24 protein-coding genes, 1 tRNA gene and 1 pseudogene are annotated in these 24,921 nt (G+C 42.8%); 9 read left to right on the top strand and 17 right to left on the bottom strand.

Annotated features, from left to right (window positions below; all coding sequences use genetic code 11):
- Nucleotides 1-82 precede the first annotated feature (82 nt).
- The 7 genes from IM507_RS18465 to IM507_RS18435 all read right to left on the bottom strand — a co-directional run bounded on the left by IM507_RS18465 (nt 83) and on the right by IM507_RS18435 (nt 4,011).
- A complete protein-coding gene (locus tag IM507_RS18465; protein WP_123230097.1) occupies nt 83-1,330 on the bottom strand; it encodes a glutamate-5-semialdehyde dehydrogenase in 1,248 nt (415 codons plus the stop codon).
- Nucleotides 1,331-1,340: 10 nt separating this feature from the next.
- A complete protein-coding gene (locus IM507_RS18460) occupies nt 1,341-1,748 on the bottom strand; it encodes a hypothetical protein (RefSeq protein WP_002775337.1) in 408 nt (135 codons plus the stop codon).
- Nucleotides 1,749-1,919: 171 nt separating this feature from the next.
- Nucleotides 1,920-1,991 (bottom strand) — tRNA-Gly (locus IM507_RS18455).
- Between the two features lie 71 nt (nt 1,992-2,062).
- On the bottom strand, nt 2,063-2,299 hold the full coding sequence (locus IM507_RS18450) for a hypothetical protein (protein WP_002775335.1): 237 nt from the start codon (nt 2,297-2,299) through the stop codon (nt 2,063-2,065).
- 29 nt (nt 2,300-2,328) lie between these two features.
- Entirely contained in the window at nt 2,329-2,874 is a 546-nt protein-coding gene (ribH, locus tag IM507_RS18445; protein ID WP_002734236.1) for a 6,7-dimethyl-8-ribityllumazine synthase, read from the bottom strand.
- Nucleotides 2,875-3,003: 129 nt separating this feature from the next.
- Entirely contained in the window at nt 3,004-3,192 is a 189-nt protein-coding gene (psbZ, locus tag IM507_RS18440) for a photosystem II reaction center protein PsbZ (protein WP_002732865.1), read from the bottom strand.
- Between the two features lie 369 nt (nt 3,193-3,561).
- Nucleotides 3,562-4,011 (bottom strand): CopD family protein, encoded by a 450-nt coding sequence (locus IM507_RS18435; RefSeq protein WP_287637490.1) that lies wholly within the window; start codon nt 4,009-4,011, stop codon nt 3,562-3,564.
- 113 nt (nt 4,012-4,124) lie between these two features.
- Between IM507_RS18435 and IM507_RS18430 the strand changes: the two genes are divergently transcribed.
- Nucleotides 4,125-6,821 carry a CBS domain-containing protein gene (locus IM507_RS18430; protein WP_287637489.1) on the top strand — a complete coding sequence of 899 codons (2,697 nt, stop codon included), beginning with the start codon at nt 4,125-4,127 and terminating at the stop codon, nt 6,819-6,821.
- A 218-nt stretch (nt 6,822-7,039) separates the two neighbouring features.
- Here the strand turns inward: IM507_RS18430 and IM507_RS18425 are convergent, their stop codons facing one another.
- Both IM507_RS18425 and IM507_RS18420 read right to left on the bottom strand, forming a co-directional pair.
- On the bottom strand, nt 7,040-7,204 hold the full coding sequence (locus IM507_RS18425; RefSeq protein ID WP_002733784.1) for a hypothetical protein: 165 nt from the start codon (nt 7,202-7,204) through the stop codon (nt 7,040-7,042).
- A gap of 112 nt (nt 7,205-7,316) precedes the next feature.
- Complete coding sequence (locus tag IM507_RS18420; RefSeq protein WP_004160869.1) at nt 7,317-7,610, bottom strand: RNA recognition motif domain-containing protein; 294 nt, start codon at nt 7,608-7,610, stop codon at nt 7,317-7,319.
- Nucleotides 7,611-7,851: 241 nt separating this feature from the next.
- Here IM507_RS18420 and pheS point away from each other — a divergent pair, with 241 nt between their 5' ends.
- The 4 genes from pheS (at nt 7,852) to cdd (ending at nt 11,447) form a co-directional block, all read left to right on the top strand.
- Entirely contained in the window at nt 7,852-8,856 is a 1,005-nt protein-coding gene (gene pheS / locus IM507_RS18415; protein ID WP_002793490.1) for a phenylalanine--tRNA ligase subunit alpha, read from the top strand.
- Between the two features lie 13 nt (nt 8,857-8,869).
- Entirely contained in the window at nt 8,870-9,214 is a 345-nt protein-coding gene (locus IM507_RS18410) for a DUF4870 domain-containing protein (RefSeq protein ID WP_103112545.1), read from the top strand.
- A gap of 74 nt (nt 9,215-9,288) precedes the next feature.
- The gene (locus IM507_RS18405) at nt 9,289-10,416 is read left to right on the top strand and encodes an NAD(P)/FAD-dependent oxidoreductase (RefSeq protein ID WP_002734407.1); all 1,128 of its coding nucleotides are present in this window, start codon (nt 9,289-9,291) and stop codon (nt 10,414-10,416) included.
- A 629-nt stretch (nt 10,417-11,045) separates the two neighbouring features.
- The gene (gene cdd, locus IM507_RS18400; protein ID WP_002732296.1) at nt 11,046-11,447 is read left to right on the top strand and encodes a cytidine deaminase; all 402 of its coding nucleotides are present in this window, start codon (nt 11,046-11,048) and stop codon (nt 11,445-11,447) included.
- A gap of 104 nt (nt 11,448-11,551) precedes the next feature.
- Here cdd and IM507_RS23580 read toward each other — a convergent pair whose 3' ends face one another.
- From IM507_RS23580 to IM507_RS18390, 3 genes and pseudogenes are all read right to left on the bottom strand, one after another.
- Nucleotides 11,552-11,767: a hypothetical protein gene (locus IM507_RS23580; RefSeq protein ID WP_024970209.1), complete on the bottom strand. Its 216-nt coding sequence runs from the start codon at nt 11,765-11,767 to the stop codon at nt 11,552-11,554.
- Nucleotides 11,768-11,824: 57 nt separating this feature from the next.
- Nucleotides 11,825-11,908, bottom strand: a pseudogene (locus IM507_RS23735) (BrnT family toxin); the annotation flags it as partial.
- 227 nt (nt 11,909-12,135) lie between these two features.
- On the bottom strand, nt 12,136-13,401 hold the full coding sequence (locus IM507_RS18390) for a YcjF family protein (protein WP_069473924.1): 1,266 nt from the start codon (nt 13,399-13,401) through the stop codon (nt 12,136-12,138).
- A 58-nt stretch (nt 13,402-13,459) separates the two neighbouring features.
- Between IM507_RS18390 and IM507_RS18385 the strand changes: the two genes are divergently transcribed.
- Nucleotides 13,460-14,635: a DUF4336 domain-containing protein gene (locus tag IM507_RS18385; protein ID WP_287637488.1), complete on the top strand. Its 1,176-nt coding sequence runs from the start codon at nt 13,460-13,462 to the stop codon at nt 14,633-14,635.
- 58 nt (nt 14,636-14,693) lie between these two features.
- Nucleotides 14,694-14,939: a ssr2422 family thylakoid membrane protein gene (locus IM507_RS18380; protein WP_002732005.1), complete on the top strand. Its 246-nt coding sequence runs from the start codon at nt 14,694-14,696 to the stop codon at nt 14,937-14,939.
- 31 nt (nt 14,940-14,970) lie between these two features.
- Here the strand turns inward: IM507_RS18380 and IM507_RS18375 are convergent, their stop codons facing one another.
- From IM507_RS18375 to IM507_RS18355, 5 genes are all read right to left on the bottom strand, one after another.
- Nucleotides 14,971-16,107 carry an amino acid ABC transporter permease gene (locus tag IM507_RS18375; RefSeq protein ID WP_002731683.1) on the bottom strand — a complete coding sequence of 379 codons (1,137 nt, stop codon included), beginning with the start codon at nt 16,105-16,107 and terminating at the stop codon, nt 14,971-14,973.
- Between the two features lie 335 nt (nt 16,108-16,442).
- The gene (gene psaK, locus IM507_RS18370) at nt 16,443-16,709 is read right to left on the bottom strand and encodes a photosystem I reaction center subunit PsaK (RefSeq protein WP_002734065.1); all 267 of its coding nucleotides are present in this window, start codon (nt 16,707-16,709) and stop codon (nt 16,443-16,445) included.
- 144 nt (nt 16,710-16,853) lie between these two features.
- Complete coding sequence (gene rpmB, locus IM507_RS18365; RefSeq protein ID WP_002732080.1) at nt 16,854-17,090, bottom strand: 50S ribosomal protein L28; 237 nt, start codon at nt 17,088-17,090, stop codon at nt 16,854-16,856.
- Between the two features lie 254 nt (nt 17,091-17,344).
- Nucleotides 17,345-17,767 carry a PIN-like domain-containing protein gene (locus IM507_RS18360; protein ID WP_002733914.1) on the bottom strand — a complete coding sequence of 141 codons (423 nt, stop codon included), beginning with the start codon at nt 17,765-17,767 and terminating at the stop codon, nt 17,345-17,347.
- A complete protein-coding gene (locus tag IM507_RS18355; protein WP_123230099.1) occupies nt 17,764-18,480 on the bottom strand; it encodes a DUF433 domain-containing protein in 717 nt (238 codons plus the stop codon). The genes IM507_RS18360 and IM507_RS18355 overlap by 4 nt, the downstream gene beginning before the upstream one ends.
- A 174-nt stretch (nt 18,481-18,654) precedes the next feature.
- Between IM507_RS18355 and IM507_RS18350 the strand changes: the two genes are divergently transcribed.
- Both IM507_RS18350 and secA read left to right on the top strand, forming a co-directional pair.
- On the top strand, nt 18,655-21,858 hold the full coding sequence (locus tag IM507_RS18350; RefSeq protein ID WP_123230100.1) for a type ISP restriction/modification enzyme: 3,204 nt from the start codon (nt 18,655-18,657) through the stop codon (nt 21,856-21,858).
- Between the two features lie 148 nt (nt 21,859-22,006).
- Nucleotides 22,007-24,820 (top strand): preprotein translocase subunit SecA, encoded by a 2,814-nt coding sequence (gene secA / locus IM507_RS18345; protein ID WP_069473927.1) that lies wholly within the window; start codon nt 22,007-22,009, stop codon nt 24,818-24,820.
- Nucleotides 24,821-24,921: the final 101 nt, after the last annotated feature.

Below are 24,921 nucleotides of genomic sequence, written 5' to 3'. Positions count from 1 at the left end.
CAGATGTGAGTTTTCAGTTCACTGATTACTGTTCACTGTTCACTGGACGGCTACGCCGTGCCTTTGGCAACACTGAAAAAAACTAGCCTTGCACTACCTGTTTAAGGGTGGTAAAGGTTTCTAGGTTGATTAACCCCCGGCGCTGGCCTTTTTGGTTGGAAATGCCCAAAAATACCGATTCTCCCTGTTTGGGATTGCGATCAAATCGGGGTGAAGAATTGATATAAACTAAAGCACTATCGGACTCCATGGCGAATTGACGACTTTCTCGATAGGATTCGGTGACAATACAATCCGCATGACCGCTACTATACTTATTAATCCAAGCGATCGCATCAGTGAGGGTATCCACTAACCTAAAGGCCACCGTTTTTTCTAAATAGGGTCTTTGCCAATCATTATCGGTAGTAATAGTTAAATGTTCGGGAAAATCCGCCGCTAATCGGGTATCTCCCCGCAATTTAAAGCCTTTTTCCTGCAAACTTTTAAACAAACGACTTAAAGTCGAAGAATTGTGATGGGGACTAATTAAAACTTTTTCGATCGCGTTAACCGGATCCGGTATGCTGCCATGACTATCGATAATTACCTGACGAGCTAACTCCAAGTCGCCACTAGGAGACCAATACAAATAACAGTTTCCCATGGCCGCACGCAAAACGGGAACCGTAGCCAATTGACTCACGCGACCGATTAAACTAGGGCGACCGTAGGGAATGATCAAATTAACATAATTTTCCTGGGTCAGCAACTCCTCTAGGGAGGGACTAGAATCACAGGGTAAACCACTCACACAATCCACGGGTAAACCCACATCTTCCAATGCTTCTTGGATAATTTCCGTAATCACCTCATCGGAATGACTAGAGGCATTGGAACCGCGAATAATCAAACTATTGCCACTTTTTAGGGAAAATCCCGCCGCTACCATCGCTAATTCCGGAAAACCTTCATAGACGAAGGCAATCACTCCTAAAGGCATCCTTTGGCAATAGGTTTGGGAAGGATTGAGTTGATAGGCTGCGTTAATTACCTGTTGCAGCGGATCCGATGCTTCCGCTAGTTGTTGTAATACCTCCACCGTCGTCTCTAAACGTTCGGGAGTTAACCGTAGCCAGCGAATCATTTGTTCTGAGACAGCCATCTCTCGACTGACTTCTAAATCGAGGGTATTGGCTTCTAAAATACGATCAAAGCCAGTTTTAATGGCATTAGCGATCGCAATTACTCCGCGATTTCTTTCATTGCCATTAAATTGACCTAGAGCCAGAAAAGCATTGTATGCTTGCTTAAAGATCGTCAGGGGCGGGGTGGAGGGACTTTCGATCATAGATTCTTGTCTAGCGTCGATAGGCTAACCAAAAGATTAACGCGGGCAAAATAACTAATAGCATAACTAGAATTGCCCCAAAAATCACGCTTACCCCTGGCGGTGATTTTAAAATTAAGGGTAGCCAGACGACCGATAATAACAGAATTATCCCCACCATCAGGGGTAATACCTCTTGTGCAAGGCGCCGATTCGTACTCACCCAACGAAATCCCGTCCAGCGCCAACTGCGTTTATAGGGATAGTGGGGGGCTAATTGTTCGATAATTTGGCCGTTTTCCTGTACCACAAATATCTGTTGACAGCGATCGCAGCCAAAGGCATCGGTCAATAAAATCGGGCATAATGTCCCTTTCCGACGACAGGGACAAGGATAGTCTTGGTGTTGGTCGATTTTGGTATATTTATGCGGTCGCACAAGCTAAATTTTTGTTTATAAACGGTTGTTTTTAGTCGCTCGTGGTCAATAGCTCAGGGATTCAATGGTTGCCCAAAATCCTCAACCCTATTGCTCACGGATAATTCCCATCTTAAGGGATATCCCTAAATTATTCCTACTAATCTTAAGAGCTATTTCAAGATTTTTTCAAGCGGGCAACGCGATTCGAACGCGCGACATTCACCTTGGCAAGGTGACGCTCTACCACTGAGCTATGCCCGCAAGCCGTTTTTTTACACTTCCCTAAGTATCCCAAATCTCAGAGCATTTGTCAACTGGTTTGGAGCATTTTTTTACAATAATTCATCTTCTGGCCAATCCCCCAAACCGGTAATAGCTTCGAGAACCACTTCTATCTTAGCCTGTAGTCGGTTGAACTGATGTTGCAAGCGATCAAAGCACTTGTCAATGGCGGCGAATTTTTCAGTGATAGGGCGTTCCATAGCCTCAAAAGCTGCCGTAATCGGCCCCTCTGGTTCTAAATCTAATTCCAGAGTCTTGATTCTCTCGACAGCGGGGAGTGGGGACAACTAAAACCCTAAATGCTGGGGGAATTTTCTTAGCCTTCCATCAGTGCCTGTGGGGGATTATTTTCCAATAATTCTAGGGGTTTATCTTCATCCCGGGGGCGCAATTGACGCATGAGACTAGCCATTTCTAGGGCAGATAGGCCATAATTCCAGCCCAAATTACTTTTAATCCCGGCCCGTTCGAGGGCCTGTTGTAGAGTATCAGTGGTGAGAATACCGAAGACAACGGGAACACCTGTCTGAAAAGCGGCCGCAGCGATGCCTTTAGCAGCCTCGGCAGCAACGTAGTCAAAATGGGGCGTTTGTCCGCGAATAATTGCCCCTAGACAAATAACGGCATCGTAACGGTGGGAAAGGGCGACTTGACGGGCTACCATTGGCACTTCAAAGCTACCCGGTACCCAGATATAATCCACTTGTGTGCCATCGGGATTAACATCAACCCCGTGACGCTTGAGACAGTCTTGACAGCCTGATAACAGTTTATCAGTGACCAGATCATTAAAACGACCAATCACGATCGCAAAGTGCAAGGACGATATATCCTCGGTAAAATTTCCCTCAAAAACAGTCATAAGGTGTGGGGTGTGGGGTGTGGGGTGTGGGGTGTGGGGAGGTGGGGAGATGGGGTAGTGGGGAGGTGGGGAAACTGTCTCATCACCCTATCACCCTATCTCCTCCTGTCTCCCGTCTCCTGATCAAGACTAAATCACTAAAAAGTTTAAAATAGCGACGGCAACGACTAAAATCGCCCAAATTGCCGAACCCACATAGAGAAGGGGTTTCGATTGATCCCAGTTTTGGGGGGAAGCATAGGCAACGGGGACACCAATCACCATCAGCAAGGAAAATAAAACTAAGGCAATGAGAAAAAATTGAAAAACAATAGACATGATTGGGTTCTCCTAAAGCAGTTGATCTTTATCTAGATAATTCTCCCAGATTTGATACTTGTATGGAAGAGCCTCGCTTCCACTCAACTTAACTGGACGATCCTTTCTCTAAGTCCTCCCTGAATCAGGGGTTCCCAGGAGATATCCCTGTCAGACTGAATCCACGAGCATTTTAATTTTACTGCCACTGACTATCTAGCCCCAGCGGGGCTGAAAACTTTTTTCCAGTGTCTATCCTTGTCAAAAGCAGCATGGCAAGGGTTAGGTGGGGGAATTGACTCCCTGTAATCCCTTGCCCAGATTACAGTATTTTCGCGTTTTCGCCAAAGCTGCCCTAGAAAGATGTCCAGACTGCTGAACTGCTAAAAGCTAATGGTCAAGGCCTCCCAAACGGATGCCAGCGCCAAAAATGACGAACAATACTGCTAGAGTGGTGACGGCGACTATGTGCAGGGCGAGGACATTTAAGTTTTCCTCGCTCAGTTTAGGAATGAGAAAAAAGCGGGAATGAAGGGCCAAGATGAGAGTTAATAACAGTAAAGCTAACTTAATTCCTATATAAACCGATAAAAAACTATCAAATGACCAAAAATCACGAAATCCGGGCAAATAAATCCAAGTCAGTCCCAGGCCTGTTATTACCTGCAACAATAGCGCAGATAACCCAAAACTTTCAAAATATTGCTCAAATTGACGAATTCGGTCTGGTTCTCGGTTTTTGAGGGCCTGGGGTAGAACGGTGACTGCCAACAATAAATGTCCACCGGCCCAGACGGTCGCCCCTAGGGTGTGGAGAATTACTAAAATTTTGAACAACATCGGTTTCTCTCAGTCATGATTTGCTAACTTATAGTTCTTGACCCGGTTATTTCCGAGTATTTAGTAACAATAGATACAGAAAAAATCTCGCTAACTTCTCCTTACTAAAAAATATGGATTTAATTTTATGTCATCAAACGGCGGATTTTGACGCTTTGGGGGCAGCGGTGGGTTTATCGTTGCTGAAAGCGGGTAGTCGCATTGTGTTAACGGGGGGAGCGCACCCAACAGTAAGGGAATTTTTGGCCCTGCATCGGGATGAATTCGCTTTAATTGAACTGCGTAGTGTCAATCCGTCCCAGATTCGCTCTTTAATTATCGTTGATAATCAGTGGCGAGAGCGTCTGGGAAAAGCCTCCCAGTGGCTCGATTTAGGGCATTTACAGGCGATCGAATTGTATGATCATCATTTGGATAGTGAAAGTGATATTCATGCCTCTAGCGTCCATTTAGAAGCGGTGGGAGCCACCACGACTTTAATTGTCGAAGCTTTACAAAAAGCCCAGATTAAACCAAACTCGATGGCAGCGACGGTAATGGCACTCGGTATTCACGTTGACACGGGTTCCCTGACTTTTGCCAGTAGTACCCCCAGGGATGCCTATGCTTTGGCTTGGTTAATGACCTGTGCTGCTAACATTAAAACGATCGCCCAATACTGTCAACCGAGTTTTTCCCCGCGCTTACAGGAGTTATTTAGCCTTGCTTGGGAAAATCTAGAGATTAAAACGATCCATGACCGTAAAATCGCCCACGTTCTTCTCCATACTGCCGATTTTATCCCGGGTTTGTCTAGTGTGGCCGAGCGCCTACTGGAATTATCCGATAGTGATGCGCTACTTTTTGGCCATAGTTATAGTAAAGACGAGGAAGATAAGTCCCGACAGCGTTTAACTGTGATTGGTCGCTCTAGAATCGATGGAGTGAATCTATATCAGCTTTTTTCCCCCTATAACGGCGGTGGTCATGCTCAGGCCGCTTCGGTGAGTTTTCGCGATGTTCAGCCAGTTCAACAGTTAAATCAACTGCTGGGGGACTTAATTGCTCAAATTCCTCCTTCTCCCACTGCTAGGGATTTAATGTCTTCTCCGGTGCGGACAATTCGTCCCGATACTTCCATATCTCAAGCCGAGCGCATCCTTTTCCGTTACGGCCATTCGGGGTTATCGGTGGTAGATGAGCAGGATCGCCTAGTTGGGGTGATTTCTCGTCGTGACCTCGATTTAGCTCTCCATCACGGCTTTTCTCGCTCTCCCGTGAAGGGATACATGACTTGTAATCCGAAAACTATTACCCCCGACACTTCCCTTCAGGAAATCGAGTCACTGATGGTAACGTATGATTTAGGGCGTTTACCTGTACTAGAAAACGGGCAGTTAGTCGGTATCGTCACTCGTACAGATGTATTAAGACAGATTCATCAAAATGAGCGGGTGCGTTTTGAAGGGTTTGCTTTGGTTTCCTGTCTTTTACCAGCGATTAAAGAGCGTTTAGAGTCGATTTTATGGTCATTCCTGCAAGCTGCCGCCGCTGCCGCTCAAAAACGCGGTTGGCATCTCTATCTGGTTGGGGGTGCGGTGCGCGATTTACTTTTAGCCACAGAAAGGGATACTTTATTGTTACAGGATATCGATTTAGTGGTGGATGGCTGCCATCGCGCCGCCGGTGTGGGTGCGGGGGTAGAGTTGGCTAATTGTTTACAGGAAATTTATCCGGGGGCCCGGTTATCGATTCACGGGGAATTTCAGACGGCGGCTTTGTTATGGCACAAAGATGAGCGTTTTGGCTCGTTATGGGTGGATATCGCTACGGCACGCACGGAATTCTATCCCTATCCTGCCAGTAATCCCCAAGTGGAGGCTAGTTCGATTCGACAGGATTTGTATAGAAGGGATTTTACAATTAATGCTCTGGCAATTCGCCTAACTTCGCCGAAAGAGGGGGAATTACTCGACTTTTTTGGCGGTATGTTGGATTTACGCGCCCAAAATATCCGGGTTTTACACGCTAATAGTTTTATCGAGGATCCGACGCGCATCTATCGAGCGGTGCGTTTTGCCACTCGGTTAGGATTTGTTATTGAACCCTTGACAGAAAACTATATTAGGTATGCGATCGAAAGTGGAGTTTATGAGCGCTCACGGCAACAAAATCAGAATGCACCCGCTTTACAGTCCCGTTTAAAAGCGGAGTTGAATTATATTTTAGAGGCGGATTACTGGGAAAGTGCCTTAGAAAAGTTGGCCGATTTGGGGGCTTTGCACTGTTTACACGGGGATTTAAGTTTAAATCGGGCTTTATGGCGACAATTGCGCTGTCTCAGTCGTTGGTTAGATTGTTTAAGTCTGGAATTGCCGGTGAATGTTTGGTTAATGCGGTTGGAATTATTAATCGCTTCTCTGGCTGTGGGGGAAAGAATAGCGATCGCTAATAATTTACAATTGCCTAAAGATACTGTGGAGCGTTTACAAAAACTAGAAGTTATGGAAAGGGAGATTAGCAATAATTTTGCTTATGATCGACCCGTTAGTCAAATTGTCAGCTTTTTCAATGGTTATCAGGTTCCTAGTTTGTTATTGGTGGCGGTGAGGAGTGAGACTAGGATTCGGGGTTTAATCTGGCAATATTTAACTAAATGGTCGCAGATTGAGGCTCCTATCGACGGCAATGACCTAAAAGCTTTGGGTTATCAACCAGGTCCCGGGTTTAAATCGTTACTTGCGGCAGTATTGGGGGCGACTTTAGATGGAATAGTCAGCAATAAAAGCGAAGCTATGGCTTTTATTGCTAGATTAACTCGGGCTTGCTGAATAAATCTAAAAACCTTATTGGGTAAGACTTTTAGACTTTTTGTCAATCAAAAAGTACCAGTTGTGGGAGAGATAGGGGGAAAATTCTGGGACTTTTTCTCTGAAAATTAGGTAATTGACCAGATGAGAATCGGTAAAACCCTACACCCCACACCCCACACCCTACACCCTGTCCCCACGAAAAACTTTTTGCCGCAGACCCTAACTAAGTCAGCAGATTAGGTATCGGCTGCCCCTTCATTTTCCGAAGATTGTCTTTGATCGCTGGAATAACCGCCTCTACCTCCTCTGGTGGTGGTACGATTAGAGGCAGCCCGGAATTGACGCGCGTAGGCACGGTTGCGTTCAGCTTTTTCTTTTTTCAAATTACGACGTTTAGCCACAAGAATCTCCTTGGGATATTAGATAGACAAGCGGGGAAACGAGCGATCGCTTCCCCTGTTGACAATGAAAAGAAGTTAGGTAATCATAGCCTAGAATGGTTACGATTGGGGATTAGTAGCGACGATCTCGATTGCGATTGCCACCACCGAAGGAAGGTTTGGGTTCTCTTTCACGAGCTTGATTGACTTTTAATTCCCGTCCCATCCATTGAGCGCCGTCAAGAGCGGCAATAGCCTTCGCTTCTTCCTCTGGGGTTTCCATTTCCACGAAAGCGAACCCGCGTTTTTTTCCCGTTTCCCGATCCATGGGGAGGTGAACGCGCTTAATTTTACCGTATTCTTTAAAAACCTCAACTACGTCGTCTTGGTCAACCTCGAAGGGGAGATTACCAACATAAATTGACATAAAACCTATCCTTGCACAGATAAAAACAACAGATTTGTAGAGAACGAAGATTTCGGGAACTAGCTGAACCAATACTAAACAGAAACGCTTTGACCATTAATACTGACAACGAGCCGCAGTGCCGACTTTTATTCTCAACTTCCATCCTAGCACATAGCTATTAGCTTTGATCGATGCTGCCGCTCCCGCCACCGGAGCAGATAAACTAGACTAGAATGCTGCCCTATAAAATGCCCTAATTATGAGTTTATCCCCCCATCCGATCGAAACTGCCCTAAAAACCCTGGCAGGGAAAGCGGAAAATTCCATCGAAGAAACAACAACCCTAGAAGACTTAGAACAGCTAAGGGTGAATTATCTCGGTAAGAAAGGAGAATTATCGCAGATTTTACGCGAAATGGGCAAATTAAGCCCTGAAGAGAGACCGCGATTAGGTGCGATCGCTAATGAGGTCAAAGAATTAGTACAATCGCTGCTGGAATCCCGGCGAGAAAGTCTCCAGAATGCCCAAATTAAGGCGAAATTAGCGGCAGAAACCCTCGATGTCACCCTACCTGCTCTTAGCCGTCCTTTAGGGCGAATTCACCCCTTAAATAGCACAGTTGATCGCATGATCGATATTTTCGTCGGTCTGGGTTACACCATCGCCACTGGGCCGCAGGTAGAAAGCGATTATTATAATTTTGAGGCTTTAAATATCCCTGCTGACCATCCGGCCCGGGATATGCAGGATACTTTTTTCTTGAGGGATGGTCGTTTATTGCGGACCCATACCTCCCCAGTGCAGATTCGCTACATGGAAAGTCACGAACCCCCGATTCGGATTGTGGCCCCGGGCCGGGTTTATCGTCGCGATACCGTTGATGCAACCCATTCCGCGGTTTTCCATCAAGTGGAATTATTAGCGGTGGACCGGGGATTAACTTTTACGGATTTGAAAGGAACAATTAAAGAATTTCTTAAGCAAATGTTTGGGGCCGATTTACCAGTTAAATTCCGCGCTTCCTACTTCCCTTTTACTGAACCCTCGGCCGAGGTAGATGTACAGTGGAAAGGCAAATGGTTGGAGGTGATGGGCTGTGGTATGGTGGATCCCAATGTCTTAAAAGCAGTCGGTTATGACCCCCAAATCTATACGGGTTTTGCTGCCGGTTTTGGCGTGGAAAGATTTGCTATGGTATTACATGAGATAGACGATATTCGCCGTTGTTATAATAGCGATATCCGCTTTCTCCGCCAATTTTAGGGGGATAAACCCGATGGTCATGAGTGAAGATTTAACCAAAAAAAGACTCCTATCTGTGGCTTGTCATGCTTCGATCTTTTTGAGTGCTACGCTGGTATCGGTGGGGATTCCCTTAGCTATTTATTTCATTTCTGATGATGGAACGGTGAAGGAAAACGCCAAAGAAGCTTTAAACTTTCACCTGAATATGTGGTTATACTACCTAATTGCCTGGATTCTAATTTGGGTTTTAATCGGTTATTTGCTCCTAGGGATTCTTGGTGTGGTGAACATTGTTCTCCCCATTCTTGCTATCCTGCAAGTCTGGAAAGATGCTTATAAGGTTTTCCGTTATCCTTTTATTTTCCGGGTTCTGTAATTAATTATCGGGGTTGAAACCTGTTCAACCCTTTTTTAGTCCTATTCCCACTAGAAAAATAGCCTCTGGAGTTTATGACTAAAATTGTCATCATCGGTGCGGGGATAGTGGGGGCTACCATTGCCTACGAATTAAGCGCCATCGAAGGATTAGAAATTACCCTCATCGATGAAAAAAAACCGGGACAAGGAGCAACCGGGGCAGCTTTAGGGATTTTAATGGGGATTATCAGCCATAAAACTAAAGGTAGAGCCTGGAAACTGCGGCAAGAAAGTTTAAAACGTTACGAAACCCTCCTTCCTGAGCTAGAATCCCTCACCGGACTGACTATTCCCTGTAACCGTGATGGTATTGTCCTACTGCGATCGAGTGCCGAAGACGAAGAAAATTGGCGCAAGTTAGCCCAAATACGCCAAGAACAGGGATATTGTCTAGAAATCTGGGATAAAGAGACTTTAAACCAAAAATGTCCCCAAGTGGCCAGCGATCATCTCCAGGGTGCTATCTATTCTCCCAGGGATCATCAAATTAATCCGGCCCTGCTCACGGAGTCTCTCGTCTCTGCTGCGGCAAGAAGGGGGGTTAAATGTCAATTTGGGTTAAAAGTTGAAAATTTTGGGAAGATAGAGCTTCATGGCTCTAATTTGAGGCAATGCACCCACGTTTATAGTTCTAATGGTATAGAGGAAAGCGACTTTTTGATTCTTTCTGCGGGAATCGGTTCCACTGCTTTAACTGAAACTCTTACCCATCCAGTGGAGATACGACCGGTTTTAGGGCAAGCTTTACAGATAAAATTGACGCAACCCTTAGAAAGTTCCGATTTTAAGCCGATTTTAACGGGAAATGACCTGCATATTCTGCCTTTGGCCGGAGCAGAATACTGGATTGGAGCAACGGTGGAATTTATGGACGAAAAGGGCGAAATTATCGCCGATACTGCCCTATTAGAACAAGTGTATCAACAGGCGATCACTTTTTGTCCCTCTTTGGCTGCGGGTGCGATCGTGCGTACTTGGTCCGGTAAGCGACCGCGACCGGAGAAAAAATCCGCTCCCATCATCGAATATTTGCCCGGATACGATAACGTTATTCTGGCCACGGGACACTACCGCAACGGGGTTTTATTGGCTCCTGCTACCGCTAAAATCGTCAGGGAAATGTTAAGTGATAAGTTAGGGTTGGCTGAAAAAGTTTGTTGATGGGGTTAGGAGTCGGTCGTCAGTATTCTCCGAGTCAGGGGATTATTTTTATTTATTCTCCCCTCTCCCCTCTCTACAATAATTACTCGCAGCCAGAAATACGTTGGGTTAGTATCATACTTTGTGCTTTTTGTCAAAAAAACTTTTTTTTTGCAATAAAACTACATAAAAAAAAGATCATCGTTGTGGGTGAAATTGACTGATTTACCCGTCTTGATTAGGATCACCTTCTAGGTGTGGCAAGGGTTTCAAGCATTGCTGCCTAAAAAAGCATAAAATAGCCCATTATGAAATTCTATCAAATCGCTGTAACCTTGATAACATCGTTGTTAAATAAAAATCTTTCTCAATTAATTCTTAAGAATTTATAAATATTGCGGAATGTTAATTTAAATATTCTCAAGGTTTTCCAGTCAATAAATAATTTTTGCTTATCTTTGTCGGAAAATAGAACTCTCGCAACAATCCAACATCTACCATTGGGTTAGGAGTCAGTTATCAGTTATCAGTTATCAGTTATCAGTTATCAGTTCACTGAGAAAACTCCCCACACCCTACACCCTAAACCCTACACCCCACACCCCACTTCCACAATTCCCCAATTCCCCACTCCCTGCTATCGGCAGCCGATGACCCTATCTGAACAAGAAAGACAACAACTCTGTGACACTGCTCGGGAAGTGGCGAAACTTTCCTATTCTCCCTATTCCCGTTTTCGGGTGGGGGCGGCGGTCTTGACAGATAAAAAGATTTATGCTGGTACTAATGTGGAGAACGCTAGTTATGGCTTGAGTTTATGCGCGGAAAGGGCAACTTTAGCGCAAATAATCGCAGCGGGCGATCGAGAAGTACGGGCGATCGCTATAGCCTGTATCGATGGGAAGAATGATATTAGTCAGTTAACTCCCTGCGGAGCCTGTCGTCAATGGATAGCCGAATTAGCACCGCAAGCAGAGATTATTGTCTGTGGAACCCAGCAAAATTATCGTTTTAATCTCTCGGATTTACTGCCTTTTTCCTTTCGTTTTTAACTGTGGGTAAAGTATAGGGTTCAAGGTACTACAACAACGGCTAAGATAACTGGTATAAGAGCCATGATCTGACAAAACATTAGTATCTAGTAAATACTTGAGAGTCATAAATGAACATCTCTCCCCGTTGACTTGTCCCGTAAATTATCAAAAGTATCATCATCAAGACTTGCCAAATCTACCCTTTGCCTAAAATCTTGCAAGGCTGACCAAAAATCATTAACCTCTCTAATTTCTACTAATATCTCTTCATTATCGGGAAAATCAACTTCCTCTAATAACTCAATAATTTTGCCTTTTTTAATTCCTTTAACTAACATAATATCAACTCCTTCTAAATGATCTGTATCGTAGAATTCAACATAGAGAGAATCATCAAAAATAGTTTTTGCTTCCTCAATTGAGACTTCGTGCTTTGATAGATTGCGTTCTGCCTTATTTTTATCCCAGTCAAACTGCATAAAGCCATTATACTGCTACTCACTGAAACTGATGGCACATTTTTGATATGTTTTGTCTATTACTTGAACGGGATATATTCAACTGTATTGAACCATAGTTCTGGTTGAGAAGCCCAAGTAAATTTCCAGTGGAGCTAAAGCTGACGAATGTTACTAAAATCTCGCTAACTTGAAGATATGCTACTTGTCTTAGGCTGCTTTATCTCCAACAATTAAGGGGCTAATAACTACATTTTATCTCCCCCCGTGGCGACATTTTTAAATCTTTCTTGGGCAGCAGAAAAAGCCTCTTTCATCACCCTTTGAATCCTCTTAGGATCGGGTTTTTTACCCCCCATTAAATCGCCAAAATAGACACAAGCGCCCTCTCCTAGGGCCCAGGTATAGGCAGCGGACCAAGAAGCGGCGATCACACTGCCAAAACCGGGGATAAATTTCACCAATTCCCGACCGATGGCCTGGGCCAAAAAGCCGCCAGCGATCGCACTGACGACTCCGCCGGCTTGGGATGGGGTTAAGACTTGACCGTATAATTTGCCTAAAACCCCCACCATTGACACTTGTAGGGCGGTTAAAACGGGCATAGTCGCTAAGGGTAAGGGAATCGCCGCCAAGGTCGCCGCTATGACGGAAAAGGCTAACATATAGCGTCGGGCCACGTCCCGATAGAGATTGCCTAGTTTATTGCTGGTTTCCCGATCTAAAAGTTGGTGGATGGTGTTAGCCTCAGCTTTTGGCAATAAATCGGCTAAATTGTCTCTAAATGCCTCTAAACCGTAAAAAACAGGGTTGTAACCGTCTTCCTCTAGGGTAAAATCTATTAGCACAGAATTGTCATATAAATCCTTAAAAATTTCTTTAATTTCTTGATAGGCGCGATTGATATCCTCGAAATCGGGAGGATAAGGGGGATGATCGGCGATATTAGGAGGATAAAGCTGATGAAGGCAGGTTACAGCCAGTAAACAGGGGATTTTAGGATATTTTTGCCGCAGTTGTTTGGTAATTTCCAGAAGGCTATCGGTGGCAAAATCATCAATTTTTACCGTCACGATAAAAACCTGGGCGCGTCCCGTATTTTCAGCTAAATCTGCCAATAATTCCGCGATTATCGTCTCTGTGTGTTGATAGGCATCTCCTAACCCCACCGTATCGGTAAAAATCAACAGGGGTAAATCTTCTGCGGGGTAGGTGTAGCGCTGGGTGTTTTGGGTGTGGGGACGGAAACCTTGCCCGACGATTTCCGCCGAAACTCCCGTTATTCCCCGAATAATCGAACTTTTTCCCGTTTGCGGTTTACCGATTAACAGCGCCTCGGTGGTGGGTAATTCTTGACGGACTTTTTCTAAAATTTCCGCTACTTGACTATCACTGACACTAAACCACTGGAGGACAGTATTAGTCAACTGGTCGATGGGGAGTCTTTTCATCACTTTCCCCGTGAGACTATTCCAAGTATTGACCAAAGAATCAATGGGCAGTTTATTAGTCATGGGGATTAGAAGGGTTTATGATAACTAAAATAGAGATTTTCAGCCATAGAATCAGACGATGACAAAAGCCGCAATTAGTCCGCAAGATTTATCATGGCCTTTCTGGCCAATTGTACCACTTTATCCCTACGGTCAAAGACGGACAATTCGCCAAGAAGTGGTGAAAGATACGCTCTGGACATTTGAGCAATTGCAGGGTATTTTTTATGTGGTTGTGCCGATTCGCATGACGGTAATTAAGTTAGCATCTGGGGGTTTATTTGTTTATGCACCTGTGGCCCCGACTCCTGAATGTATTCGCTTAATGCGTGAGTTGGAAAGTGAACACGGGGAAGTTAAGTATATTATTTTGCCGACGATTTCTGGGATTGAACATAAGGTTTTTGTGGGTCCTTTTGCTCGTTATTTTCCTAAGGCTATAGTTTATGTTGCTCCTAATCAATGGAGTTTTCCTCTTAATTTACCTTTGAGTTGGTTGGGTTTACCGGCAAAACGAACGGAAATTTTACCTGCTGACTCGACAACTACTCCTTTAGGAAAAGATTTTAGTTATGAAATTTTACCCGCAATTGATCTGAATGTGGGGTACTTCTCGGAAGTGGCTTTTTTTCATCACTACTCTCAAACTCTGCTGCTAACCGATGGCATTATTTCTATCCCAGAAAATCCTCCCGCTATTTTAGAATTAGACCCCTATCCGCTGCTGTTTCACGCTAAAAATACGGCTAAGGATCTGGTGGAGGATACCCCAGAAAATCGCCGTCGGGGTTGGCAAAGAATTTGTCTTTTTGCTCTTTATTTTCAACCTCCTGTTTTAGCTGTTCCCAATTGGATTAAGGTCTTTCTAGATGCTTTTACTGCTAAGGAAAAGAGTAAAAAAGCCTATTTTGGTTTATTCCCTTTTCAATGGGGGGATGATTGGCAAAAGACTTTTTTAAATTTGCGTCGCGAGGGGAGGTTAATAGTCGCGCCAATTTTGCAAACTTTGATTCTTAATCGCACTACTGACGAGGTTAGTCAATGGGTTGATAGAATTGCCCAATGGCCGATTAAACAGGTTATTCCTTGTCATTTTGCTAGTCCAATTCAAGCTGATAGGCAAGAGTTTCAGCAGGCTTTTTCTTTCTTGTCAAAAGATTCTTATTTACCTAAAGATGACTTGGAATGTTTAGAAAGTATTGATAGTTTTTTAGTGCGCTGGCGATTGACTCCTCCTCCTGATAAAAAATTGTAATTTATGGCTAAGAACTGCTATAATATATGCGGTTGTTAGTTGATTGCTAATCAAGGTCATGCAAATTCCCGAAAATCCCAGTAATGATGACATCAGAGCAGCGTTGATTCAATTGCGAGAAGAACTTGGTCAAAAAGTTGACCGCTTAGAATATAAATTTGATGCCTATCAAAAAGGTACAGACGGTATGGTGAGAATGGCTACTACTATCATCATTGCCACCGCTTCTGTGGTGGTTTTATCTAGTCTTAGTCCTGCGGTGACAGCAATTATCACCGCTTTATATTCTGCTAATGCTCATTAATTAATTTATCGCTAAATTCTGGTGCATTAGGCTACCTTTCTTGAATTTTTACCCGTTTGTTTAATTGATTCATAGTCAAGGAAATCACCAGATTAAAGAATAAATAGGTTGCCATAACTACTATTAACATCTCTACAGCTTTTCCTGTCTGATTAGCGATGGTACTAGAGATAGCATAAATATCATTATAACCGATAGCGATCGCTAAACTAGAGTTTTTAACCAGATTTAAACATTCATTAGTTAAAGGAGGAATAATCACCGGCAAAGCTTGGGGAAAAATCACTAATCTCATTACTAATAAAGGTTTTAATCCCAAGGCTTTAGCTGCTTCCCATTGTCCCCGATTAACCGATTGAATCCCTCCCCGTACCGTTTCCGCAATAAAGGCAGCTGTATAAACAGTTAAACCGATTAGGAGAGTAGCAAACTCGGAAGAAAGATGTAAACCGAAGTCAATATTTTGATTAAGAGGATTAACTTGGGGACTTTGCCATTGTAAACCCCAAATTAGGGGAATTATAACTAGGATTAGTAGGCTAGTTAGGCATAAACCAAGTTTATTTTTTATGGATAAAAATAATGAGAAAATTATTCCTAAAGCAATGATAAATAAGGTTAACCATGTCCTGAAACTATTAGCGGGGAAAGGTAAATAGACTCCTGAGTTATTTAAAAATATACTGCCAAAGAACTCTAAAGATTCCTCAATCTTCGGCAGTTTCAGAAACACAGCAAAATACCAAAAAAATAATTGTAATAATAGAGGAGTATTGCGAATAGTTTCCACATAAATTGTTGCTAACTGACGAATTAACCAATTATCCGACAAGCGACCTAACCCGATGACTATTCCCAGACTAATCGCCAAAAATATGCCACTAATCATAATGCGGAGAGAATTAACTAATCCCACCAAAAGAGCGCGAAAATAGGTATCGGTGGGACTGTAGGCAATAGGAGAGTCACCAATCGCAAAAGAGGCTGGTCGGTCAGGATCAAAGAGAAAGCCAAAGCCAAAACTTAAGCGTAGGCGTTGGAAATTAATCACTAAATTGCGACCAAAAAACCAGAAAATTAGGCAGACAATTAGCAGGATAATTACCTGTAGAAAAATCTTCTGAAATCGCTCATCGTACCAAAAAGAATTTTTTTGAGGTAAAGTCATATTTATTATAAGTAAGTGGTTCTAATTAAATAGAAGATAGATTTTGCCTCTGATCCCCCCTGCCCCTCTTGATAAGGGGGGTGCCGATCCCCCCTTAGTCCCCCCTTAATCCCCCCTTAATAAGGGGGGCATCTGATAATTTTTAACACCTACCTACTTATACCATTTCTCTAAATGAAAACTACACATCGAATTTAAGTCACCCTTTTTAAGGGGGATCTAGGGGGATTAAACTTCTGTAGTCAGACTTTGGAGAATTGGTATTATATAGTCCAGAATTTTTCACAAAAGAAATCGGTGACTTTTGGCCACCGATTAAGAAAATCAAAACATATTTAGATAACTCCGAGACGGGAGAGACCGAGGATGACACCGGCGCCGAGGACATGACCAAAACTGGTAGTACCCAGTAAAGCGCCTAATCCCATACCACCGAATAAAGCGGGGGAAGGTAAAGCAGGACCGACATTTTGTTGTTTAATAGTCGCTTTACCGAAAGCAATAGCGAGAATATTGCAGATAATCATGACAATCGCCACTTTGGGACTCCATTCGCTGGAACCTTGTACGGCGGTGGCGGCCATTAATAGGGTTGAGTACATTGAAATTCTCCTGAACAGGTCGTTTTAAGTTTTTAATCTTAAAGGTAGTTTTCACCCCACATCACGCCCTGTTGCAATACTTAATAATCAAAAGCAGAGGAGTCAACAATAAGGCCGATTCGTCTCTACTTATGAACTACTCGCTTAGTACAAATTCAAGTTTAAGCCTACTTCTCTAGCGAAGACGGCTAATCCTTTCTTTTCAATGGTTTTGATAGCTTTGGTAGAGATGCGTAGTTTTACCCAACGGTTGCCTTCCGACCACCAAACTCTTTTCCATTGTAGGTTAGCTTCTTGTAATTTTTTGGTGCGACGGTGGGAGTGGGACACCGCATAGGCGTTATTGGCCTTTTTCCCCGTCATAGTACAGACTCTAGACATAATTTACTCCTGTGCGATCGATGTTTGTCAATAGTCAACCTTTCTAGTTTAACTCAAATCTCGCCAGAAGTCCCCCCCTTCCCCTGGGTGAAGTGAACGGAGATAAATTTAACAGCAAGTGGGGGGATTAAGAAGTTGATTAAACCGGTTCACTGCTCAGACAATTTCGACAATTGCATCAGAGGTAATGGTGAGAATATTGTCAACAAATTTAGCTGTAATTTTTTACTGAATAAAAAATATTTTAATAAGTTTTACATAGTTTCTATTATTCTGGTTAATTCATTTCTATTTTTCCACAATTTTACTTGACAATTTTGGTATATTTTGGCGATAAAAGGAGCTTGATTACCTTGAATTATTCTTTCGATTTTATCGATTGTTTCGACAAAAATATTAATCATGGTTTGACGAGGTAAGTTGCCAGAAACTAGAACAAATACTTGAGCCTGATAACGGGCTATCTGTTGAACTTCTAAAATATTTCTACCAATGTTTACATCTTTAGTTAATACTATCCATCCTCTTTGACTAACAATAGGTAGCAACTCCGTATCCGGTGCATCTGGGGCAAAATGGGCATGATGAAATTCAATTTTAACCCCTATTTCTTGCAAAGCTTCACCGATAGATTTTCCTAAAGCGCGGTCGATAAAATAGGTGTATTGATAGGTCATGCCGCTTGCCAATTGCACTCGAATAAAATCGCTTTTTCAATTTGCCAAGGTTGACAATTATAATCATTGGCAATATCTTCTATAGAGTCCCCCGCATCATAAAGTTCTGTGACAACTTTAGTGGGAATTCCTGTTCCTGTGATCACGGGTTTTCCGAAGGAAATATTAGGGTCTATCTTTAGGACTTTATTGCTGAAGTCTTCCCCATTTATGTCGATAGTGGGAAAAAGCCGTGTGGCGATATCTTGTTCATCCCATTCAATACGAGTTAAGAGATTATTTAAGAATTGTTTCATCGTCAATTGTCCCGAACGGGAGGCATTAATTAAATGTTCAAATTGTTCAATAAAAAGGTCAATTCCATCGGTACTAAATTGTTTTTGAACTAGAGGATGATCGGTGTTAAATTGTTCACTAATATAGTCTAGGGTAAGTCTAACTTTATCGAGAGGGATGTTATGAACGGTGCGAATGACTCTTAAAACGTGCGCTTCCACTAAGTTAGTAAAGGAAAGTTGCGGAATATTCAGATTAGGTCGTTGAATGAGGGGTAAAAACTCTTTTTGTCCTTTTTTAGTGGGGTAGGTGCGTCCTCGTACCCACGTTCTCAGAGTGGGCAAAGGAATATGGAGATAGCGCGCAGTATCGGCTATAGTGTAGGTGGGAACATGATAGAGATGCTCTAGAGATAAGGGAGATGATGCTTTGACCATCGTTAATATTTTGGTGAAGTTGTTGAGATGAGATTATCGCCTATTATTTCATTCTAGCTAATTTTGGTATCCTTGAGGATAGGGATAAAGCAGGATGAGGGCATCTCAGTGGACATTGGGGGCAAATGAGGTTATATTTTATCTATAGAAGAACGTTTGTATGCAACACTGATAATGAGTAATTCACTGCCAAAATATCTAGAGGAAATCACAGGCATTTATCAACAGGGTAAGGCCACAGAACACAGTTATCGTCCTGCTTTAAAAAAATTAATTGAATCCCTAAATAATAACCTACAAGCTCTCAATGAACCCAAAAGGATTGCTTGTGGCGCTCCGGATTTTGTGATTAATCAGGGTATAGTAGAAATTGGCCATCTGGAAGCAAAAGATATCGGAACTTCTCTCAAAAAGGTTGAAAATACTCCCCAAATAAAACGTTATTTACAGGCTTTGGGTAATTTAATTATCACTGATCATTTAGAATTTCGTTGGTATGTATCGGGAGAATTGCGTCTATCAGCTGCCGTGGCAACTCTTAATCAAAAAAAGCAAATTAAACCTGATTCCCAGGGTATTTTGCAAGTAGAACAATTGTTCTGTCAATTTTTCCTCTCAAAAGTTATTCAGATAACAACACCGCGAGAATTAGCGAAAAAAATGGCCGCTTTAGCGCAGTTAATTCGAGACGCAATCGGCCAAGCTTTAAAAGATCAAGATTGCGGGGGAATGTTGCGGCAACAATTGCAATCTTTTCAACGAGTTTTAATTAGTGATCTCAATGAAGCGCAGTTCGCGGATATGTATGCACAAACAATCTGTTATGGTTTATTCGCAGCACGCTGTAATACGGATCAAATAAGTTCTTTTTCCAGGGAAACGGCAGCATTTCGCCTCCCAAAAACTAACCCTTTTTTGCGGGGAATTTTTCATCAAATTGCTGGTACAGAATTAGATGAGCGGATTACTTGGGCCGTGGATACTCTAGCGACTATTTTACAACAAACGGACATGGAGGGGATTCTCGGCAGCTTTGGAAAACGCACACGCAAGCAGGATCCTGTGGTTCACTTTTATGAGACTTTTTTAGCAGAATACGATAGTAAAATGCGTGAGTCTAGGGGGGTTTATTATACCCCTGAACCCGTGGTTTCTTACATGGTTCGCAGTGTGGACTATATTCTAAAAAATAAGTTTCAGATTCCTAAAGGTTTGGCCGATGCCAAAAAAATTACTATTAAAAATCCTAATAATAGCCAAGAAACTCAGGAAGTTCACCAAGTTTTAATTCTCGATCCTGCTGTGGGAACAGGCACTTTTTTACACTCTGTTATCGACCATATCTATGACAGTTTTCGTCAACAGAAAGGGATGTGGTCTAGTTATGTCAGTAAACATTTATTACCCCGTCTCTTTGGGTTTGAATTACTGATGGCTCCCTACACCGTAGCACACATGAAGTTAGGTTTACAACTTCAGGAATTAGGCTATGATTTTAGTGCCGATGAACGCTTGGGAATCTATCTCACTAACACCCTACAGGAAGCTTTTCAAATTCCCCCTGCTGACGGTTTTTTAAATCGCATTCGCGATGAAGCAGCCGCGGCAAAAGATGTTAAGCAAGAAATGCCAGTTATGGTGATTTTAGGCAATCCTCCCTATTCCTATCAGTCGATGAATACTGACCCTTGGATTGTGAATTTGGTTAAGGATTATTATCAATTAGATGGAAAACCATTGGGAGAGAGAAACCCTAAAGGTTTATTAGATGATTATGTGAAGTTTATTCGCTTTGCTCAGTATCGGGTAGCGGAAACTGGTTATGGAGTTGTGGCGTTAATTACAAATCATGGTTATTTGGATAATCCCACTTTTCGGGGAATGCGTCAAAATTTGATGCAGACTTTTGATGATATTTATGTTTTAGATTTGCATGGGAATAGCAAGAAAAAAGAAGTTTGTCCCGATGGTTCAACCGATCAAAATGTGTTTGATATTCAGCAAGGTGTAGCGATTGCGTTTTTTATTAAGTATCAAGATAGTCAGCAAGATTTAGCCAAGGTTTATCATGCTGATTTGTGGGGTGTTAGAGAGGTTAAAGAGAATAAGGAGTTAGTTGGGGGTAAGTATCATTGGTTAGATGAAAATGATATTAGTTCAACTGAATGGGAAATTATTAAACCTGAAGCAAGTTTTTATCTCTTAAAAAATCAAAATACAGCTTTATTACCAGAGTACGAGAAAGGCTGGAAAATAGTTGATATTATGTGTGTTAATTCAACAGGTGTAAAAACTCACAGAGATCATTTTGTTTTTGATTTTGATTTTGAATCTCTTTATAAGAGAATAGAAGATTTTAGAAATATTCAAATCGCCGACAAAGAAATTGGAGAAAAATATAATATAAAAGATACAAGAGATTGGAATATTTTTGAACAAAGAAGAGCTTTGTTTAACAATAGTCAGTGGTTAAGTTATTTTACTAAATGTTTATACCGCCCTTTCGATCTCAGGAATTATTACCATCATGAAGATGTAGTAGAACTGCCAAGAAATGAAGTAGTTAGAAATATTTTGCTTGGATATAACTTGACGTTGCTTTATACAAGACCACTTTCGCCAAATTATGAATTTTCGGTTTTCTTGACTGAATTTCCTCCTCATCAATGTGCCATAGGAAATAAAACTGCGGGTGCGGGAGCTTCTTATCTTTCTCCGCTCTATCTTTACCCAACCAATACCCCAACCCTATTTGACACAGAACCAACCAACTCGCCAAATGGTCGCCGTCCCAATCTAGCGCCTGAATTTATTAAGGAACTTTCGGCAAAACTTGAATTAGAATTTATCAGTGATGGCAAAGGAGACGAAAAGAAAACCTTTGGACCAGAAGACATTTTTAACTATATCTATGCGGTCTTTCACTCTCCCCAATATCGCCAACGTTACGCCGAATTTTTAAAAATAGACTTTCCTCGCGTTCCTCTCACCAGTAATCAAGAATTATTCTGGGAATTAGTCAAAAAAGGTGACAGATTAGTGCAGTTACACCTAATGAAAGCAACGGGAAAAGAAATTAGTAGCTATCCCGTGGCGGGTTCTAATCTAGTCGAACAGGTGAAATATGACGAAAATAAACAACAAATTTCGATTAATTCTGACCAGTATTTTGCGGGGATTCCGCCCCAAATTTGGAACTTTTATATCGGCGGTTATCAAGTGTGTCAGAAGTGGCTAAAAGACCGCAAAGGTCGCCACCTTAGCTACGATGACCTAGAACATTATCAACAAATTATCTCCATTTTAGGCGAATCGATCGCAATTATGGAAACTATAGATATAATTATCAATAAATATGGTGGTTTCCCCTTTAGTTAAGCCACCGGTGAGAGAAGATTAACTTAATTTTTGCCCACTGGCAAGAGTCCCTTTTCAGGGATAAATGACTCTCTACTCCCAACGAGAGTGATACAATTGTTAACACCACAGACCAAGAGCCAATCGAAGCGAGAGAATAAAAACTGCTATGTTAAAAGCCCTACTCGGAGATCCCAACGCCCGCAAAATTAAAAAATTTCAGCCCCTCGTCACCGAAATCAACCTGCTGGAAGAAGACATTAAAAACCTGTCCGATGAGGAATTAAGGAGCAAAACCAGCGAATTTAAGGAAAGATTAGACAAAGCGAGAAATTATGACGAAAGAGAGGAGATTCTCGAGGAAATCCTCCCCGAAGCTTTCGCCATTGTCCGGGAAGCGGGAATCCGAGTCTTAGGGATGCGTCACTTTGACGTGCAGTTATTGGGGGGAATGGTACTGCACAAAGGACAAATCGCCGAGATGAAAACCGGGGAAGGAAAAACCCTGGTTGCCACACTCCCCGCTTATTTGAATGGATTGACCGGAAAAGGGGTTCACGTCGTCACCGTCAACGATTATCTCGCCCGTCGTGACGCGGAATGGATGGGGCAGGTACACCGCTTTTTAGGGTTAAGTGTGGGACTAATTCAAGCCGGCATGAGTCCAGAAGAAAGAAAGAAAAATTATGCCTGTGACATCACCTACACCACTAACAGCGAACTCGGCTTTGATTATCTGCGCGATAACATGGCTACAGTGATGGGGGAAGTTGTCCAAAGACCCTTTAACTACTGCGTTATCGACGAAGTGGACTCCATTCTTATCGATGAGGCCAGAACTCCATTAATTATATCAGGACCGATCGATCGGCCCACAGAAAAATATATTCTCGCCGCCGAAATCGCCAAGCAATTAGTGCGCCAAAAAGTAGAAGACGGACCGGGAGACTACGAAGTTAACGAAAAAGACCGTAACGTTTTAATGACCGATGAAGGCTTTAAAAGAGCGGAAGAACTATTGGGAGTTACCGATTTATACGACCAAGAAAATCCCTGGGCGCACTATATTTCTAACGCTATTCGTGCCAAAGAACTCCAGAAAAAAGACGTTAACTATATCGTTCGCAGTGGTGAAATTGTTATCGTTGATGAGTTCACGGGACGGGTCTTACCGGGGCGACGTTGGGGCGATGGTTTACATCAGGCAGTGGAGGCTAAGGAAGGGGTAGAAATTCAACAGGAAACCCAAACCTTAGCCACGATTACCTATCAAAACTTTTTCCTACTCTATCCGAAATTATCCGGCATGACTGGGACGGCTAAAACCGAAGAAACGGAACTAGAAAAAGTCTATAACCTGCAAGTAACAATTGTTCCCACTAACCGCGTTTCTCGTCGGCAAGATTTAGCCGATGTGGTCTATAAAAATGAACAGGCAAAATGGAACGCCGTCGCCGAAGAATGTCAACAAATGCACGAACAGGGTCGCCCGGTTTTAGTTGGTACCACCAGTGTGGAAAAATCAGAAGTGCTTTCGCTGTTATTACAGGGAAGAAAGATTCCCCATAACTTACTTAATGCTCGTCCGGAAAACGTGGAAAGGGAATCGGAAATCGTCGCCCAAGCAGGCCGGGCCGGAGCCGTAACTATTGCCACGAACATGGCGGGACGGGGAACCGATATCATTCTCGGTGGTAACTCCGACTATATGGCCCGATTGAAAATTCGCGAGTATTTAATGCCCAAATTAGTTATGCCCGAGGATGACAATTTGGCCTTTAGTTTACCCAGTTTAGGAGAACGCAATCGCCCCCAAGGATTCGCCCCGGGTAAGAAGAAAAAAAACTGGCGCGCCTCGGCGGAAATTTTTCCCACCGAGTTACCGAAAGAGGTAGAAAATGCCCTGAAAGAAGCGGTTAAATTTGCCGTTGATACCCACGGAACTCAAAGTTTACCCGAATTAGAAGCAGAAGAAAAAATCGCTATCGCAGCCGAAAAAGCTCCCACGGATGACCCGGTTATTCAAAAGTTACGCGAAGTCTATAAATTAATTCGCACAAGTTATGAAGATTACACAGGCAAAGAACACGATGAAGTAGTAGAAAGGGGCGGACTGCACGTTATCGGGACGGAACGCCACGAATCCCGCCGTATTGACAACCAATTGCGAGGCCGGGCGGGCAGACAGGGCGACCCCGGTTCTACACGCTTCTTTTTAAGTCTAGAAGACAATTTATTGCGGATTTTTGGGGGCGACCGCGTGGCTGGTTTAATGGATGCCTTCCGGGTGGAAGAAGATATGCCCATTGAGTCGGGAATGTTAACTCGTTCCCTGGAAGGAGCGCAAAGAAAAGTGGAAACCTTCTATTATGATGCCCGGAAACAGGTGTTTGAATACGACGAGGTGATGAATAATCAACGGCGCGCTATTTATGCCGAACGTCGTCGGGTTTTGGAGGGGATGGACCTAAAAGAACAGGTGCTGCAATACGCCGAAAAAACCATGGATGAAATCGTCATGGCTTATATTAATCCTGAACTGCCGGCAGAAGAATGGGATTTAGAAAAACTGATTAGTAAATCTCAGGAATTCGTCTATCTGTTGGCAGATATTACCGCTAAAGATATCGAGGAGATGAGTGTTAATGATATCAAGATGTTCCTACACGAAGAAGTTCGCAAAGCCTACGAAATTAAAGAACGTCAAGTGGATAATATTCGCGCCGGTTTCATGCGCGATGCCGAACGTTATTTTATCCTGCAACAAATCGATATGTTATGGCGCGAACACCTGCAAGCTATGGAAGCTTTACGCGAGTCGATTGGTTTACGCGGTTACGGTCAAAAAGACCCCCTAATTGAGTATAAACAGGAAGGCTACGAGATGTTTTTAGAAATGATGATTGATATCCGTCGTAACGTGGTTTATTCCCTGTTCCAATTCCAACCGCAAGGACAACCCCAAGCAGTGGCTAGTGAGTGAACAGTAAAAATTAAAGGTTGGTTTAAATTGGGGAGAATTGGCTAAGGCTGATTCTCTCATTTTTTTCTACCGAGAAATCAGTCACCTACAATCCACACTAG

Origin of the sequence: Microcystis sp. M20BS1 (assembly GCF_020245305.1) — a bacterium.
Lineage (GTDB): Bacteria > Cyanobacteriota > Cyanobacteriia > Cyanobacteriales > Microcystaceae > Microcystis > Microcystis ichthyoblabe_A.
Note: the sequence above shows the minus strand (reverse complement) of the source record. Positions and strands in the feature narration are given on the sequence as shown.

What these genes read in the sequence shown, in the direction of transcription:
- IM507_RS18465 (WP_123230097.1), bottom strand. Translation starts at nt 1,330, where the DNA reads ATGATCGAAAGTCCCTCCACCCCGCCCCTGACGATCTTTAAGCAAGCA.
- ribH (WP_002734236.1), bottom strand. Translation starts at nt 2,874, where the DNA reads ATGACTGTTTTTGAGGGAAATTTTACCGAGGATATATCGTCCTTGCAC.
- psbZ (WP_002732865.1), bottom strand. Translation starts at nt 3,192, where the DNA reads ATGTCTATTGTTTTTCAATTTTTTCTCATTGCCTTAGTTTTATTTTCC.
- IM507_RS18435 (WP_287637490.1), bottom strand. Translation starts at nt 4,011, where the DNA reads ATGTTGTTCAAAATTTTAGTAATTCTCCACACCCTAGGGGCGACCGTC.
- IM507_RS18430 (WP_287637489.1), top strand. Translation starts at nt 4,125, where the DNA reads ATGGATTTAATTTTATGTCATCAAACGGCGGATTTTGACGCTTTGGGG.
- IM507_RS18420 (WP_004160869.1), bottom strand. Translation starts at nt 7,610, where the DNA reads ATGTCAATTTATGTTGGTAATCTCCCCTTCGAGGTTGACCAAGACGAC.
- pheS (WP_002793490.1), top strand. Translation starts at nt 7,852, where the DNA reads ATGAGTTTATCCCCCCATCCGATCGAAACTGCCCTAAAAACCCTGGCA.
- IM507_RS18410 (WP_103112545.1), top strand. Translation starts at nt 8,870, where the DNA reads ATGGTCATGAGTGAAGATTTAACCAAAAAAAGACTCCTATCTGTGGCT.
- IM507_RS18405 (WP_002734407.1), top strand. Translation starts at nt 9,289, where the DNA reads ATGACTAAAATTGTCATCATCGGTGCGGGGATAGTGGGGGCTACCATT.
- cdd (WP_002732296.1), top strand. Translation starts at nt 11,046, where the DNA reads ATGACCCTATCTGAACAAGAAAGACAACAACTCTGTGACACTGCTCGG.
- IM507_RS23580 (WP_024970209.1), bottom strand. Translation starts at nt 11,767, where the DNA reads ATGTTAGTTAAAGGAATTAAAAAAGGCAAAATTATTGAGTTATTAGAG.
- IM507_RS18390 (WP_069473924.1), bottom strand. Translation starts at nt 13,401, where the DNA reads ATGACTAATAAACTGCCCATTGATTCTTTGGTCAATACTTGGAATAGT.
- IM507_RS18385 (WP_287637488.1), top strand. Translation starts at nt 13,460, where the DNA reads ATGACAAAAGCCGCAATTAGTCCGCAAGATTTATCATGGCCTTTCTGG.
- IM507_RS18380 (WP_002732005.1), top strand. Translation starts at nt 14,694, where the DNA reads ATGCAAATTCCCGAAAATCCCAGTAATGATGACATCAGAGCAGCGTTG.
- IM507_RS18375 (WP_002731683.1), bottom strand. Translation starts at nt 16,107, where the DNA reads ATGACTTTACCTCAAAAAAATTCTTTTTGGTACGATGAGCGATTTCAG.
- psaK (WP_002734065.1), bottom strand. Translation starts at nt 16,709, where the DNA reads ATGTACTCAACCCTATTAATGGCCGCCACCGCCGTACAAGGTTCCAGC.
- rpmB (WP_002732080.1), bottom strand. Translation starts at nt 17,090, where the DNA reads ATGTCTAGAGTCTGTACTATGACGGGGAAAAAGGCCAATAACGCCTAT.
- IM507_RS18360 (WP_002733914.1), bottom strand. Translation starts at nt 17,767, where the DNA reads ATGACCTATCAATACACCTATTTTATCGACCGCGCTTTAGGAAAATCT.
- IM507_RS18355 (WP_123230099.1), bottom strand. Translation starts at nt 18,480, where the DNA reads ATGGTCAAAGCATCATCTCCCTTATCTCTAGAGCATCTCTATCATGTT.
- IM507_RS18350 (WP_123230100.1), top strand. Translation starts at nt 18,655, where the DNA reads ATGAGTAATTCACTGCCAAAATATCTAGAGGAAATCACAGGCATTTAT.
- secA (WP_069473927.1), top strand. Translation starts at nt 22,007, where the DNA reads ATGTTAAAAGCCCTACTCGGAGATCCCAACGCCCGCAAAATTAAAAAA.